Origin of the sequence: Ramlibacter humi (assembly GCF_004681975.1) — a bacterium.
Classification (GTDB): domain Bacteria; phylum Pseudomonadota; class Gammaproteobacteria; order Burkholderiales; family Burkholderiaceae_C; genus Ramlibacter; species Ramlibacter humi.
In genome coordinates this window covers 37,277-51,673 of the sequence record NZ_SMLK01000004.1, presented here as the reverse complement: position 1 = coordinate 51,673, position 14,397 = coordinate 37,277, and the positions used below count along the sequence as shown (strand labels likewise).

General features: G+C 64.4%; 12 protein-coding genes. All 12 read left to right on the top strand.

What is annotated here, in order from left to right; all coding sequences use genetic code 11:
* The first annotated feature begins 1 nt into the window (after position 1).
* A complete protein-coding gene (locus EZ216_RS13320; protein ID WP_167772897.1) occupies positions 2-1,378 on the top strand; it encodes a TraB/VirB10 family protein in 1,377 nt (458 codons plus the stop codon).
* A gap of 2 nt (positions 1,379-1,380) precedes the next feature.
* The gene (locus EZ216_RS13315) at positions 1,381-2,121 is read left to right on the top strand and encodes a DsbC family protein (protein WP_135250272.1); all 741 of its coding nucleotides are present in this window, start codon (positions 1,381-1,383) and stop codon (positions 2,119-2,121) included.
* Positions 2,118-2,732 carry a type IV conjugative transfer system lipoprotein TraV gene (gene traV, locus EZ216_RS13310; RefSeq protein ID WP_135250271.1) on the top strand — a complete coding sequence of 205 codons (615 nt, stop codon included), beginning with the start codon at positions 2,118-2,120 and terminating at the stop codon, positions 2,730-2,732. The genes EZ216_RS13315 and traV overlap by 4 nt, the downstream gene beginning before the upstream one ends.
* A 1-nt stretch (position 2,733) precedes the next feature.
* Positions 2,734-5,325, top strand: a complete 2,592-nt coding sequence (gene traC / locus EZ216_RS13305) for a type IV secretion system protein TraC (protein ID WP_135250270.1) — start codon at positions 2,734-2,736, stop codon at positions 5,323-5,325.
* Positions 5,322-5,696, top strand: coding sequence for a hypothetical protein (locus tag EZ216_RS21390; protein ID WP_167772896.1), 375 nt, complete (start codon positions 5,322-5,324; stop codon positions 5,694-5,696). The genes traC and EZ216_RS21390 overlap by 4 nt, the downstream gene beginning before the upstream one ends.
* The gene (locus tag EZ216_RS21385) at positions 5,696-6,205 is read left to right on the top strand and encodes a S26 family signal peptidase (protein ID WP_167772895.1); all 510 of its coding nucleotides are present in this window, start codon (positions 5,696-5,698) and stop codon (positions 6,203-6,205) included. Before EZ216_RS21390 ends, EZ216_RS21385 begins: the two co-directional genes overlap by 1 nt.
* 40 nt (positions 6,206-6,245) lie before the next feature.
* On the top strand, positions 6,246-6,827 hold the full coding sequence (locus EZ216_RS13295) for a hypothetical protein (protein ID WP_135250268.1): 582 nt from the start codon (positions 6,246-6,248) through the stop codon (positions 6,825-6,827).
* Complete coding sequence (locus EZ216_RS13290) at positions 6,824-8,143, top strand: TraU family protein (protein ID WP_135250267.1); 1,320 nt, start codon at positions 6,824-6,826, stop codon at positions 8,141-8,143. The genes EZ216_RS13295 and EZ216_RS13290 overlap by 4 nt, the downstream gene beginning before the upstream one ends.
* Before the next feature lie 35 nt (positions 8,144-8,178).
* Entirely contained in the window at positions 8,179-9,024 is an 846-nt protein-coding gene (gene trbC, locus EZ216_RS13285; RefSeq protein ID WP_167772894.1) for a type-F conjugative transfer system pilin assembly protein TrbC, read from the top strand.
* Entirely contained in the window at positions 9,021-9,941 is a 921-nt protein-coding gene (locus tag EZ216_RS13280; RefSeq protein ID WP_135250265.1) for a conjugal transfer protein TraF, read from the top strand. The genes trbC and EZ216_RS13280 overlap by 4 nt, the downstream gene beginning before the upstream one ends.
* A gap of 11 nt (positions 9,942-9,952) precedes the next feature.
* Positions 9,953-11,377: a conjugal transfer protein TraH gene (locus tag EZ216_RS13275; protein WP_135250264.1), complete on the top strand. Its 1,425-nt coding sequence runs from the start codon at positions 9,953-9,955 to the stop codon at positions 11,375-11,377.
* Positions 11,378-11,465: 88 nt separating this feature from the next.
* Positions 11,466-14,321, top strand: a complete 2,856-nt coding sequence (locus EZ216_RS13270; protein ID WP_135250263.1) for a conjugal transfer protein TraG N-terminal domain-containing protein — start codon at positions 11,466-11,468, stop codon at positions 14,319-14,321.
* Positions 14,322-14,397 lie beyond the last annotated feature (76 nt).

The following is a 14,397-nucleotide window of genomic DNA, read 5'->3' as shown; positions in this document are numbered from 1 at the left end:
CGTGACGGACAGCAAAGCCGGCCCCGCCGGCACCCTGGAAACGCCTTCGGACGTGAAGAAGAAGCAGCTGTTCCTGATCACGATCATCGTCATCGTGGTGATGCTCGCCACTTTCTTCACGACGATCTTCAGCGGCTCCAAGGAGGAGCCCAAGTCCGCCAAGAAGGAACCCGCGCGCAAGACCAGCATCGCCGCACCCGGCGCGCGCGTCGATCCGAAGGAAGCCTGGATCGGCGCGGCCGGCGACCAGATCGCATCGCTGGAAAAGGACAAGCGAGCGCTGGAGGATCGTCTCCAGCGTCTGGAAGAAAAGGAGAAGGCGAGGGACAACAAGCCTGGCGTGCCCGCGGACGCCTTCATGCCGCCGCTGGGCGCCCCGCCGCCCATGCCCGCCGCGGCCCAGCCTTCGCGGGCGGCTTCGGCCATCGGAACTTCGGCGCAAGGCGTTCCCGCGGAGCCGGAGGGCGCGTCCAACAAGATCGCCACCACGATGGTCATGGGCAGTGCCGCGGACTCCCGGCCCCGGGGAGGCGAAACGGGCCAGCCATCGACTACGGGTGGAACGGCGGCAGTGCCGGCCACCCCTGCGGTCCCGGCTGCCGCCGCGGCCCCAGTCCCGGCGGCGAAGGCCGTCGACTTGACCCGCGAAGACTACATTCCCGCCGGCTCGTTCTTCCAGGCGGTCATGCTCAGCGGCCTGGACGCGCCCACCGGCGGCCAGGTTCAGGCCAATCCGCACCCGGTGCTGCTGCGGCTGCTCGACAACGCCATCCTGCCCAATCGTTTCCGGGCGCAGGTGAAGGAATGCTTCGTGGTCGCCGCCGGCTATGGCGACATGAGCAGCGAGCGGGCCTATCTGCGCACCGAATCCTTGTCCTGCGTGAATCGCAAGGGCCAGGTCATCGACGTGCCCATCGCCGGCTGGGCCATAGGCGACGACGGCAAGGCGGGCATCCGCGGCCGGGTGGTCAGCAAGCAGGGCCAGGCGATCGCCAACGCCATCCTGTCGGGCGTGATGGCCGGCCTGGGCTCGGCCATCAAGGAGTCCTCCGTCGACACCTATACCGGAGGATTTGGAGGCACGTCCGTCGTGCAGGTGCCCAGGCCGGGCAAGGAATTCCGGGCGGGGGTCGGCGAAGGCGTCACCAAAGGCCTGGACCGCCTGACGGAGTACTACATCAAGCTGGCGGAACGCATCTTCCCCGTGATCGAGGTCGATGCAGGACGGGTGGTCGATATCGCGCTGAACAAGGGCATGAGCATGAAGGGCCTGTACAAGGCCGACGCCGGCGACCCGGCCCAGCCGGGCGACGCCAGCGCGTTGAGCCGCCGGCAACTCGCGTTGCGCAAGACGGCCAAAGTGCCGCAGGAGCAGTAGCCGTGGCATACCGATGGACCGCCCTTGGCGCGGCGGCAGCGCTCACCTGTGCTGCCTGCCAAGGCACGACGACAGAGACGGACCAGGCGGTGCTGGCCAGGCTGCAAGCCGCCTATCCGGGCGCGGCGATCGAATCCGCGCATCGGTCGCCCATCGCATCGCTCTACGAGGTCAAGGCAGGCAGCGAAGTGTTGTATGCCGATGCCTCCGGACGCTATGTGATCTTTGGCCGCCTGCATGACATGCAGGCGGCGTCGGCTCCTGATGCCGCGGCGCCAAGTCCGCAAGCCGGCAAGGCACCGGCCGCCGTGCTGCGTGAGCTGATCGACTCGGCCGAGGCCAGCGCCATCAAGACGGTACACGGCAGCGGCGCAAACAAGCTCTATGTCTTCAGCGATCCGCAGTGCCCCCATTGCCGGTCGCTGGAGCCGGAACTCGCCAGGCTGAAAGACGTGACGATCTACACCTTCCTCTTTCCGGTGCTGTCGCCCGACTCGCGCGAGATCGCCCGCACCGTCTGGTGCTCGGCCGACAGAGCTGCCGCCTGGAAGCAGGCGCTGGCGGGCCGCAGGTTGGCTGCTCCCGAAACCGCCTGCAGCACGCCGATCGAAGACAACGTCCGCATGGCTCGTGCCTTGGGCATCCGCGGCACCCCCACCTTGCTTCGCGCGGACGGGCAGATGCTGGTGGGCTACCAGTCCGCGGAAACCCTGACCAAGCAATTCCAAGAGGTCACACGATGAGATCGGTATTTGCCCTCGCGGCTGCCGTTGCCCTGGGCGGTTGCGCCGTCACCGGCATCGACAGCCGCCCTGATTTTGCTTGCCAGGCGCCCGAAGGCGTCCAATGCATGACGACGGCCGGCGTGTACTACAACTCCCTGGCCAACAACCTGCCGGCACTGCGCACGCCCGGGCGCGGCGAAGGTTCGCAAGGAGGCGGAGCGCCCAACGGACAGACGCGGCTCGTGATCGAGGACAAGGTCCCGGCCGCCGTGGCGGGGTCCGCGCCGACCGCGCGGTCCACCGCCGCGGTCGGCAAGCGCGCCGGGGACGTGGCGCCCGGCGGCGGTGTGCGCGCCGTGCCGCGGATGATGCGGATCTGGGTCGCACCCTGGGAGGACAGCGACGGCGACCTGCACGACCAGGCCTACCTCTACATCACCCTGGATTCCGGCCGCTGGCTGCTGGAACGCGCGCGCGACCGCAGCCAGCCAACCGCCACGGCGGGCACCTCGCTGCTGCAGGGCGACGCCGTGTCCGGCCAGTCAAGCGTGGACAGCCAGTCCGGCAAGAGCACGTTCGCCAGGGAATTGGACAAGCTTGCCCCGGCCGACAGCGCAGGAGCCCAGTGAAATGGCCGAGGCTGCGATGCCCGGGGCCGATCGGCCGCCGCCGCTGTTCGGCGGGTTGCGCGACCTGCTGGAAGCGCTGCGGCGCCCTGCCGGGGGCCATCCCACCGTCGACGCCAACGAGCGCGCGACCGCGATGCTGGGGTCATGGCTCAAGTACTCGGCGTACATCGACGAGCGCAGCGTCTTCGTCAACGACGACGGCGTCGCGTTCGCACTGGAAGTCCATCCGCAGACCGGCGCGGACCAGGAGATGGGACAGATCCTGGCCGGCCTGTTCAACAACGCGCCGGCGGACACCGGCATCCAGATCCAGCTGCTGGGTTCGCCCCGGCTGGAGGACATGTTCGAGGCTTACATCGAGCAGCGCATTCCCGACGAGCAGCTGGGCGACTACCTGCAGGGACGCGATGCCCAAGGCGGCAACCCCTACCGCGAAATGGCCCGGCGCCGCGCCGCGTACCTGGGCCAGGCTCGCAAGAAGAGCTTCGCTCCGTCCGTGGGCAGTCTGGTGCGCAACTTCCGTTGCGTGCTCAGCGTGACCATGGACGGGGATCCGGAAGACCGGGTCTTTCTGGACAACCTGGAAATGCTGCGCTCCGGCGTGGAGTCCACGCTGAAGGCCGCGAATCTGCCGACGCGCCGGTGGTCCGCGACCGACCTGGTCAACTGGTGCGCCGACCTGCTCAATCCGCGCCGTCTCTATGGGCCGAGTGCCAAGCTTCGCTACGACCCCTACAAGGAGATCCGCCATCAGCTGGTGGCCCTGGACACCCGCACCTCGGTGCGCAAGGACAAGGTCGTTCTTTGGAGTGCCGACACCGACGACCACGTGGCCATCCGCACGCTCACGGTGCGGAACTATCCGGAGAGCTTCGCCCTGTGGGGCATGAACTTCCTGATCGGCGACGTGTTCCAGAGCGCGTTGCAGTACGGCTGCCCCTTCATCGTCTGCATCGGAGCCCGCGTGCCGAACCGCGACGCGATGAAGAACAGGGTGCAGCTCAAGCAGGCCCGGGCGACGCAGAACGCCGAATCGCCGATCGCCAAGTTCATGCCGGCCTTCGCCCGGCAAAAGCGCGACTGGGACGCCGCGCTCCGCTCGCTGGACCAGGGCGGCCAGCTGATCGACCTGTACCACACCGTCACCCTCTTCGCCAACAACGAAACGCTGGCAAGAGAGGACCAGGTGGTGCGGTCGATCTGGGCGGCCAAGGGCTTCGACCAGAGTTCGATGGAGATGATCCAGCTGCCGGGGCTTCTCATGAGCCTGCCCATGACGCTGTCGCGGCAGATGTTCAAGGACATCAACGTGCTCAAGCTGTATGCGACCAAGACCACGCACAACGCGGTGCACCTGGCGCCGTTCATCGGGGAGTGGAAGGGCACGCCCACGCCGGTGATGATGCTGGCCGGCCGCCGCGGGCAGCTGATCTCTTTCGACCTGTTCGACAACAACCAGGGCAACTACAACGTCGCCATCGCCGGCGCCTCGGGCTCGGGCAAGTCGGTGTTCGTCAACGACATCGCGTCTTCCTACGCCAGCGTCGGCGGCAAGGTGTGGATCATCGACGTCGGCCGCTCTTACGTGAACCTGTGCGAGGCCTTCGACGGCGACTTCATCGAGTTCACCCCCGAGCGCCACATGTGCGTCAACCCGTTCACCTATGTCGCCGACATCGACGAGGAGATGGAGCTGCTGCAGCCGCTCATCGCCCTGATGGTGTCGCCCAAGCAGGAACTGGACAACTTCACCTACTCCCTCATCGCCAGGGCCGTGGCCAGGGTCTGGGAGCAGCGCGGCAACGAAGCCTGCATGACCGACATCCACGATCTGGTCAAGACGGGAAAGATCGACGACGACGAGCAGTACGACCAGCGCGTGAAGGACCTGGCTTCGCTGCTGCATCCCTTCACCCGGCACGGCGCCTACGGCCGCTACTTCGACGGGCCGGCCAACATTGGCTTCAAGAACAGGTTCACGGTGCTCGAGATGGAGGAGCTCAACACCAAGAAGGACCTGCGCACCGTGATCCTGTACATCATGATGTTCCGGATCACGCACGACATGTACCTGAGCGACCGGGCCCAGCGCAAGATCGTGATCATCGACGAGGCCTGGGACCTTCTGGGCGCGCAGGGCGGCAGCGACTCGGCCGCCTCCGCCAAGTTCATCGACGCCGGCTACCGGCGCGCCCGCAAGTACGGCGGCTCGTTCATCACCGCGACCCAGAACATGTCGGACTACGAGATGAGCACCGCCGCCAGCTCGGCGCTCAAGAACAGCGACTGGCGTTGCTATCTGCGCCAGAAGTCGGAATCGCTGGAAGCCATGAAGGCCAACGGCCAGTTCAAGGACGACCCGGGCTTTTTCAAGATGCTGCAAAGCCTGCGCACCGAGAAGGACGTGTTCTCCGAGGTGCTGATCAGCGGGCCCAGCGGCAAGGCCGTGGCGCGCTGCTACATGGATCCCTACAACCTGCTGCGCTCCAGTTCCAACCCGGCCGACTTCACCGAAGTCAGGCGGCGCCGCGAAGCGGGCATGAGCCTGCACGAAGCGCTGGTCGACGTGCTGCGCGCGAGGGGCAAGGAATGAGGCTGACGTTGCGCGAATGGATCGTGGTGGCTGTCGCCAGCCTGGTGTGCAGCGCGCTCGTGGGAGTCAACGCCTGGTACCAGCGCACGCAGGCACAGCGCATCGCGACCGTCGATGCCCGCGCCGTGCTGCAGGCCAAGCACAGGCAGGTGAGCGAACTTCTTGTCAAGAAGGACATCTCCGACGAAGAACGCAAGGCCGCCGTGGAGTCGGCGGCCGGTTATCCCGCCAAGGTCGACCAGGCGGTGGAGGCGGTGAGGGCACGCTGCCGGTGCGTGCTGGTGGCCAGGAGCCTGGTGGTTGCCGGCGCCGGCATCGACGACTACACCGCGGAAGTGCTCGATCAACTGCGGGCGGAACTCGGACGGTGATGGCGCTGCGACATTTCTTCACGCGTCGAGGCAGCCTGACGCCGCGCCAGTGGTTGCTGCTCGCGGCCATTTGCGGCGCCACGGCCTTTTTCGCGCGCCAGTACTTGCGCGTCGGCATCAACGAGAGTCCGAGCATCAAGGCGCGTGTGCTGCTCGTCGTTCGCGGCCTGCAGCCGGATGCGCGCGGGCAGTACGTGGCGTTTCGCTGGGACGGCCGCGGCGGGATTGTCCGGCGCGGGAGCCAGCTCGTGAAGATCGTGGCGGGCTTGCCCGGCGATGCGGTCGAAGTCGGCCCGGACCGCTTGGTGAGCGTGTCCGGCGCCGTGGTGGGGCGGGCCAAGCCCGTGTCGTCCAAAGGGGTGCCGCTGGAACCCATCGATGCGGGCCGCATTCCCGCCGGGCACCTGTTCGTGGCCGGCCAGTCGGAGGACAGCTTCGATTCGCGCTACCGCGTGGTGGGCTTGATCCGGCAGGACGACATCGTCGGGAGGGCCTATGTGCTGTTCTAGCCTGGGGGTGGCCTGCTTGGTCCGCGCCGCGCTGGCAGTCATGCTGGCGGCCATCGGCGCAGCACAGGCTGGCGAGATCGGGCGGCTGGGGCCCACCTATGCCATCCAGGAGGTCGACGGCAGGGTGGCTGCGGATGCCCAGAAAGCCAGGATGGCGGCCCGGTCTCACGAATTCGAGGTCAAGGCCCGTGAGGGATCCAGGCAATTTCTGGATCGGCTTCCGCCGATCAAAGACATGGCAAGGGTCGAGAGGAGCCAGCGGCGCTTCGTCGACCTGGTTCATGTCGTGCCGCAGGACGTGCAGGACAGCCAGGGAAGGGTGGTGCTGAAAGCCGGCACCTCGGTGAACTACGGCCATCGCGCCAGGTTCGATGGCTTGCTGTATCTGTTCGATGGGGGCGACCCGCGGCAGGTCGCCCTGCTCGAGCGCCTTTGGAACGCCAAACTGAAGGTGCAGCCGATCCTGGTGGCAGGTTCATACACCCAGCTGGTGAAGCGGTTCCGCCGCCCCTTCTACTACGACTATGGCGGGGCGATCTCGAGAAAGCTGACCGTCACCCGCGTTCCCGCGCTGGTGGGACAGGACGGCAACCGCCTGCGGATCGAGGAGATCAAACCGTGAGAAGCCTGCGCGCGTCTTGTGCCGATGCATGGATCAGACGGCTGAGGGTCGCCGCGGCGCTGGTGTGCTGTTGCGCAGTGACGCACGTGCATGCAGCGGCACCGGCCGACTGGAGCAAGGTCTTCGAGGTCATCGGCGACCTCAAGAAATATGTTCCCGGTGCGAAGTTGGAAGCGGATAGCGATAGCGCGCTGGGGCAGGCTGCGGGGGCCGTGGCGGCGGTGCTGGGGGTGGCGGCGGATGCGGAGGCGGGCAAGGAACCGGCGAAGTGCAGCGCCTGGAAAGGTTCGACGCTGGACTACGGCAAGCTCATCACGGCAGGGCTCGACAACTTCGACGAGGAATGGGAATGGTTCGAAGAATTCTGCCAATGCCAGATGATGTGCATCGACGTACTCACGCCCGCACCCGGCACTTCGATGCAGTTCTGGCAAGGCGAGACCATGATCGAGGTGGTTCGCGAGCCCGGCTGCTCTCCAATTTCCGGCGAGATCCCCATCCCGATCCCGAAGGAAGCCTCGGACAGCTCAGGAGGCCGCAATGGTTTCTATCACGTCCACATCATCCCCAGCCCCATCCTTCTCGCCATGGCGGAAGGCATGGAACTGCTCTGTCACTGGCAAGCTTTCGCCGACGCCATCCCGCTCTACTACTCGGAACTCGATCCAAGCTGGAATCCGGAGATGCAGTTGCCGGACGTGAAGGACGCCCCTTACACGAAGGGATTCGCGGACAGCCTGGCAACCTTCACCTGGAAGGACATCCTTTCGTTCGACCCTGTGATCTTCACAAAGAAGCTCGGATATGCCTTGGGTCCCGACCTGTTTGGGGCATACCAGGCCGGAGAGAGTCTTGCATGCGTCGCCGAGTGCTTGGCGATCACGGCAGGGTTTGAGCCCTTCAGCTTCCCGCCATTTGACAATTGTTCGGGTTGCAATGGCCTGCTGACGCCCTACACCGGCGACGCAACCGCGGTAGGCGGCCGGCGTGCCGCCGAGCTGATGGCAAATCGGGTCATCAAGCTGCAGGTGAATCGATTGCTCTGGCAGAGCACGACGGTCGTGCAATGCGCGGGAGCGGTTCCTATGCCGGGGGGCGTGCTGTTTCCCAAGAATGACTTCCGCCTGCAGCTGATCTATCCGGAGGACAAGAGCAAGGCGATGCGCAAGTTCGGCGCGATCCACGTGCCGGTTCTCGACGAATTCGGAAAACAGGGGGGGCTGCTCAAGCAGGACTACGTCTTTCAGCTTTGGAAGCGGCGCAAGTGTTGCGCGACGCTCAGGCCGTGCGTCCCGATTCCCCTTCCGTACTCCTGACGTGCCTTGTCTTGTTTGCGCTTCGCAAGATGCCGATGCCTGCCGTGATTGATCGCATGCGCCTTTGTCGCCGGACGAAGATGGCGACCTGTGCCGCGATGCTGGGGTTGCTGGCGGCCAGCGCGCAAGCCGATGGAGCAGGCCAATTCCCGGCCATCGAGGAGGTGCTCCGGGCGGCGGAGCGGAAGCTGGGACGACCTGTCGATCCCGCGAATCCCGCGTCGAAACCTGTGCCGAATCCGGCGTCGCGAACCGCCGCCACTGCGCCGGCGCCCAGCGCCGGAACACTTCCGGGCGTGCCGCCGCGCGCTGCGCCGCAAGGCGCGCCGGACCCCGCCGCGCAGGGCGCGAAGTTGGCCGCCATGCTGAAGCAATATGGCGTCAAGCAGGAGCTGCCCACGCCGGTCTTGCACGGCAAGCTCTACGTCGCGATTTCATTTTCCATGCCGGAGGAGTCTCTGCGGCGGCTCTTCGCGCAAGCCAGGGCGGCCGGAGCGACCGTGATCCTGCGGGGATTGCATCGCAACTCCGGCAAGGCGACCCAGGAGCGGTTCGCCCAGCTACTGGCGCCCCCGCAAGGCGTCAAGGCAGGTGGACGGCCGCAGCCCGGCGGCGGTATGAGCTTGCGAGCCTCCCCCAAGTCCTTCGAGCGTTTCGGCATCCGCGAGGTGCCTGCATTCGTGCTGGTACCGCCGCGGGGCGCCCAGGACGACTGCCGCACGCCCGCCTGCCCAGGCTACGGCGATTTCGCGGTCGCTACAGGCGACGTTTCGGTGTCCTATGCCATGGAGGCCATCGGCCGGGCCCGGCCCGACCTGCGCCCTGCGGCCGAATTCTTTGCCAGGCGCGCGGCCTGGCCGACAGGGGAGACACGTCGATGAAGCTCGCTGGAAGAACAAGCCGATGGTCTCGGTGCTTCGCCTGCCTGGTATTCGCTGCCTGCCTGGCAGGGACTGCGGTTGGTGCCCAGCCGGCCGCTGCGGATTCCGTGGCGGGAGAGGTGCCATCCGTGGGGGCGGCAGCGGTCGCAACGATCGCCGAACCTGGCGCGGAGTTCTGGAAGCGCCGCCGCGATGGATGGTTTTGGTATCGGCAGGATCCGCTCCCGCTGGCCCAGCCCCTGCCAAAGCCCGCGCCAGCAGCGCCGGCCCCATCGGTCAAGAACAAGGACATCCAGGAGTTCGAGGACTTCCAGAGGAAACTGGAGAGCCTGCGCAAGGCCGCCATCATCAATCCCACGCAGGAGAACGTCCGGGCCTACATGGTCTACGAACGCATGGCCTTCAAGCAGGCGGCGCTGTTCGGACAGATGCACCAGAGCATCAACTGGATCGATCCCGTCTTTGCGGAGGACGCGGCCGACGTCCGGCCGGCCAATACGGTAGCCATGGGCATCTGGGACTATCAGCGCGGCCTCACGAAGAAAGAGTTCGTCTCCCGCGTTTCCAAGACGCACGGTCTGTACTTCGTCATTCGCGGTGACTGCCCCTATTGCCACGCCTTGGCGCCCGTCCTCAGGAGATTCAGCGACGAGACTGGCATGACCGTCTTCCCGGTCAGCCTGGACGGCCGAGGCAACAAGGAATATCCCAATCCGGTGCTGGACAACGGATTTGCCTCCCGGTTGGGAATCAAGACGACTCCGGCCCTGGTGCTTTCGCAGCCAAACGCGCGCGAATTTCAGGTGTTGAGCTTCGGGATGATCACCAAAGAAGAAATTGTTGACCGTATCTATTCCCTGCTGAACGAGCGGCGGGCCTCCAACGCACCGGCCGCGGGCCGCCTCGCGGTCAACTGAAAGGAGCGGAGATGAAGGCAGTGAAGAAGCTGGTCCTGTGCGCATTCCTGTGTTTTGCGGCACTGCAGCCGGCCGGCAGCGCGGATCTCAGCCTGGATCTCAACGCAGCCATGCAAGGTGCGTTCGACGCCGGCCGCGTCTATGGGCACGTCGATGGGCCCAGCGCCTTCACGGCCCAGGGCCGGGGCTATGCAACGGGCGGAAGCCTGACGGTTCGCACGAAATCGGCGACGCTGACCCCCGTGAACATCCAACTGCCGAGGTTCGACGCGGGTTGCGGCGGCATCGACCTGCATCTTGGATCGATCAGTTTTGCCAGTGGCGAGGAGTACCTGAACTTCTTCAAGGCTTTGCCTGCCGCGGCGGGCGGCTATGCGCTGAAGGTCGGCCTGAATGCGATTTCGCCGACCCTGGCCGATGCCTTCGACAAGATCGAGGAGGTGGTCAACAAAATCAACAACTTGAGCATCAACTCCTGCGAAGCAGCCAAGGCGCTGGTGGACGGCACCGTGGGCCTCATCGCCGGCAAGGATGAGTCGAGTTGCATGCAACGCAAGCAACTGCTCGAAGGGGTCGGCCCGGCAAGGGCGCGGCAGCTTTGCCGGCAGGCGATGGCGATTCCGGCATCAGGTGAGGCGGATACCGCGCCGACGCGCCCTTTGGAAGGCAATCTGGTTTGGAATGCGATGAGCAAGAAGCTCACCGGCCTGTCAAAGCTCGAAAAGCAGCTTTTCATGAGCCTCGTTGGAACCGTCGTCATTCACCCGCGCACCAAAGAAACAGAGAGTGATCGAGAGGGCATCAAGCGGGTCGATCCCTTCGGCCCCACCATTTTTACCTTCTCGCAGTTCTATAACGGTGAAGCCGAGGGGTGGTGGGGAAGCCCAACGATGCTGAAGATGTACGACTGTGGCGAGGATGATGCCTGCATGAATCCGACGCCGACGGACGTTTCGGTCAAGACCTTCCCTACGATGGTCGAAGAACGACTGCGGAACATCGTCGCCAACTTGGTGGATGGCAAACCCCAGAAGGATGCCGACATCGGCTTCATCAACTCCACGTCGTTCCCGGTCTTTCGCATGCTGGTGCTGGCAACGGCCAACGGCGATGCGACTGTGGCCAACTCCTTGATCGACAACTACAAAGACATCATCGCGATCGAAATCGCGCAGGCTTACATCGACAAGATCGTGGCGCAAGGCAGCGCCATCCTGCAAACCTCGAAGGTGGATGCGTCCTCGGCGGAATTGCAGCTGCTCAATGGGATCTCCACGATTGCGGCCCAGTTCAAGGAGGGGGCGCAGGCGGAGCAAAGGAAGTACGCGGACAAGATCAAGAGCCGGAGTGAATTCATGGGTGAGATGGAGCGGTTGCAGAGGACGCTGTACGGCCAGGTTCCGGAGAACGTGCGCCGCCTCGCCATGGCCAGATGACGCCGTCGGCGGAAGCCGGCAGCGTTGTCTTCGTCTTCCCTGAACGGTAGCCGCGAGCGCCTGCGCGCGCCGGCCAGAACGGACCAGCATGAATATCTACACCTACGACAATCTCGAGGCGGTCGCGGCGGTCATGAGGGCTGTCCCGATGATCATGAGCAGCGGCGAGTCCGGCTACAAGGACATGGTCAAAGTGATGGGGATGCTCGGCTTCATCGCCGCGCTGATCGGCTTCTTCGTGAACCCGACCCGGATGGCCGCGCTGACATGGTCGGGCGGATTCGTCCTGATCTACCTGCTGCTGTTCGGGCCGCTGACCACGACGACGGTCGTCATCTTCGACAAGGGCAGGCCCGGCACGCCGGTCGACAGGGTGGAGGGTGTTCCGGTTGCGCTTGCAGCCGTTGCCAGCGTCAGCAGCACCGTCGGCTACAAGCTCACGCAGATATTCGAAGACGTCACCAAGGTTGCCGACAACTGCGACACAGGGGCCATTTGCATCTTCAAATTCTCCGAAGGCGGCATGATGGGTGGCAACAAATTCATGGCGAAGGTACAGCAGGCGGCCCAGCGAGGTTTCGCGGTCGTCGATCCGGCGTTGGAAAAGGATACCAACGAGTTCTTCAGCCAATGCACAAGTTTGGATCTGAGTTCGGGCCGGCTGGACTACTACCAGGTCAGCAATGCGAAAGACCTGTGGAAAGCCATCGAGAACACATCGCCTGCGAGGTATGTCACCTATCACGTAACGCCCACCAAGGAGACTTTCGGCTCTTGCCAAGACGCCTATGCGAATCTGAAAAGCAGGCGCGACGCTCAGGGAGAGGAGCTCAAGAAACGGGTCGCCAAGGAGATGTTCCCCAACATGTCGGAGGCGAATGCCCTGGAGGGCGTCAACGCGGCGTTCCGGCAGGTGAATCTTGCGACGCAGGTGGGCGATGCTGCGTGGCAGGCAAAAGAGTTCCTGCTGCAGAACGCCACGATCAACCAGTTCAAGCGCGGCATCGGCCGCACGGGAATGGATGCCGGCAGCGCCTCCGGCGTCATGCTGGGAACCGCCGAGGCGGCGAGCTTCGCGTCGACGAATGCGAGTTTTATCGTGCAGGCCCGCCTGGCGGAAGAGGCGCTGCCGATGATCCGGAACTCCGTCGAGGCGATTCTCTACGGCATTTTCCCCATCGTCGTCCTGCTGTTGCTGGTGCAGCAAGGTCCTGCAACGGCGACGGCCGTCAAGGGGTATGTGTTCGCGCTGATCTGGATCCAGCTGTGGCCCCCTCTCTACGCCTTGGTGAACTACATCGGCCAAGTGCGCTCCCTCGCAGCCATGCGAGCCATCACGCAAACCACCGGGGCGGACGTGGGCGTGGCGTTTTCGAACTACAACGACATCTACAACGGCCAGCTCTCCGATCAGGCCGTGGTCGGCTACCTCGTCATTGCCGTGCCGGCCATCGCATCGGCCATTGTCTACGGCATGAATTCGGCGGTGGGCGCCATCGGCGGCAGCGGCTTGATCGGCTCTGGTGGCAGGGCAGGGGAAGCAGCCGGGAGCGGCAATGTGCAGATGGGCAACGTGTCGCTGGGCCAGCAGCACCTTGGCCCCTCGCGAGTGGATGCGGACGTCTTCCAGAGGACATCGACCCACGGTTCGTACACCCACAACGCCGAAACGGGCGAATACCTGGCCGGAAAGTCGAATTCGACTCAGGTCGACGGCCTGAAGATGACGATCAATCAGCAGAATGCTGCATCGATGCGGGAGGACATCAGCAAGAGCTTGGTGGCATCCAAGAGCGAGCAGCAGTCGATCTCCAACAGCATCAACGATCAGTTCACTCACCTGATCTCCAAGAACGAGCAGTTCCAGAAACTGGTCCAGGAGTCCACGGGGTTGAAGGTGGACACGTCCGGAACCATCACGCAAGGAGTGGGAAGCTCGCAAACGATGGGCCAGTCCTCGGGTACGTCGGAGACAAAAGAACGTACATCAGCGCAATCGGTGTCGACGAAGGCTGGCGTTGCGGTGGAGTTCATCGTTAGTGCGGGCGGCGGTGTCGAGCACAAAGGCTCAAAGTCGGCCAATACGTCCACTGGCCAGCAAACGACCGTCCAGGACCAGATCAGTGCCGAGACCAAGGCCCAGCTTCTGGAGAAGTATCAGAAGCAGCAGACACACAACGAGTCGGAGCAGCATACCGATGCGGCGGCGGATACCAAGTCGATGAACTTCTCCGAGGCGCGTCAGCGGCTGAACAACCTGACCAAGCAAATCCAGCAGTCAGAACAGGCCTTGGCATCGCTGTCGCATGTGTCGCAGAACGCTGCCTCAGTCGAACAGGATCTGGTCCACCAGGCGGCCAAGAACCTGAACGACCGCATGGGACAGACCTATTTCGAGAATCTGAGCGACGAGGAAAAGCGTGAGCAGCTCAGGCAGGAAGGCGTTCACATCATCCAGGACAAGCTTGGTTTGACGGAAAAGCAGGCCCAACAGTTGTTGGACGGGTCCCGTGAGTCCTATGCCAGCGAGAACCTGCACGCTCCGCAGAATCCGGCGGCAACTTCTGAATACCTCAATGATCAGCATTCGCTGACCGGGGAGCGTCTTTACGGCCCGAGAGCCGGCCCCAACGAGAAGGACCAAGCGAAGATATATGGATACGGACCGAGGCCCGACGACCAGCCAGCCCCTGGTGCGGCGAAAGTCCAGGTGGGCGAAGCCCTCGAAACGTTCGGAAAAGCGATGCCATCGCAGCAGGAGCAACTGCGCGGCAAGGTCGCCGCAGTTGGCAACGCCACCGGAGAGGCAATTGACCAACCTACCGAATCCGTGCCTGGAGAGCTTCGTAGTGCGGAGTCGATGGCTACCCAGGTCAAAGTGGTGACGGAGCAGGCGCAACAGGGCCCGAACCCAATCGACATCGCCAATAAGCGGCGGCACTAAGTGAGCCGGCAACCCTGTTGCCAAGGTGCGACTGCCCGTGCCTGTATTCCTGTGATCCGGGATCCATCGCCGCTGC

Bases quoted from the DNA above. Each gene is read 5' to 3' on its own strand.
- EZ216_RS13275 (WP_135250264.1), top strand. From the start codon at position 9,953: ATGAAGGCAGTGAAGAAGCTGGTCCTGTGCGCATTCCTGTGTTTTGCG.
- EZ216_RS13295 (WP_135250268.1), top strand. From the start codon at position 6,246: ATGCTGGCGGCCATCGGCGCAGCACAGGCTGGCGAGATCGGGCGGCTG.
- EZ216_RS21385 (WP_167772895.1), top strand. From the start codon at position 5,696: ATGGCGCTGCGACATTTCTTCACGCGTCGAGGCAGCCTGACGCCGCGC.
- traC (WP_135250270.1), top strand. From the start codon at position 2,734: ATGGCCGAGGCTGCGATGCCCGGGGCCGATCGGCCGCCGCCGCTGTTC.
- EZ216_RS13270 (WP_135250263.1), top strand. From the start codon at position 11,466: ATGAATATCTACACCTACGACAATCTCGAGGCGGTCGCGGCGGTCATG.
- EZ216_RS21390 (WP_167772896.1), top strand. From the start codon at position 5,322: ATGAGGCTGACGTTGCGCGAATGGATCGTGGTGGCTGTCGCCAGCCTG.
- traV (WP_135250271.1), top strand. From the start codon at position 2,118: ATGAGATCGGTATTTGCCCTCGCGGCTGCCGTTGCCCTGGGCGGTTGC.
- EZ216_RS13280 (WP_135250265.1), top strand. From the start codon at position 9,021: ATGAAGCTCGCTGGAAGAACAAGCCGATGGTCTCGGTGCTTCGCCTGC.
- trbC (WP_167772894.1), top strand. From the start codon at position 8,179: ATGCCTGCCGTGATTGATCGCATGCGCCTTTGTCGCCGGACGAAGATG.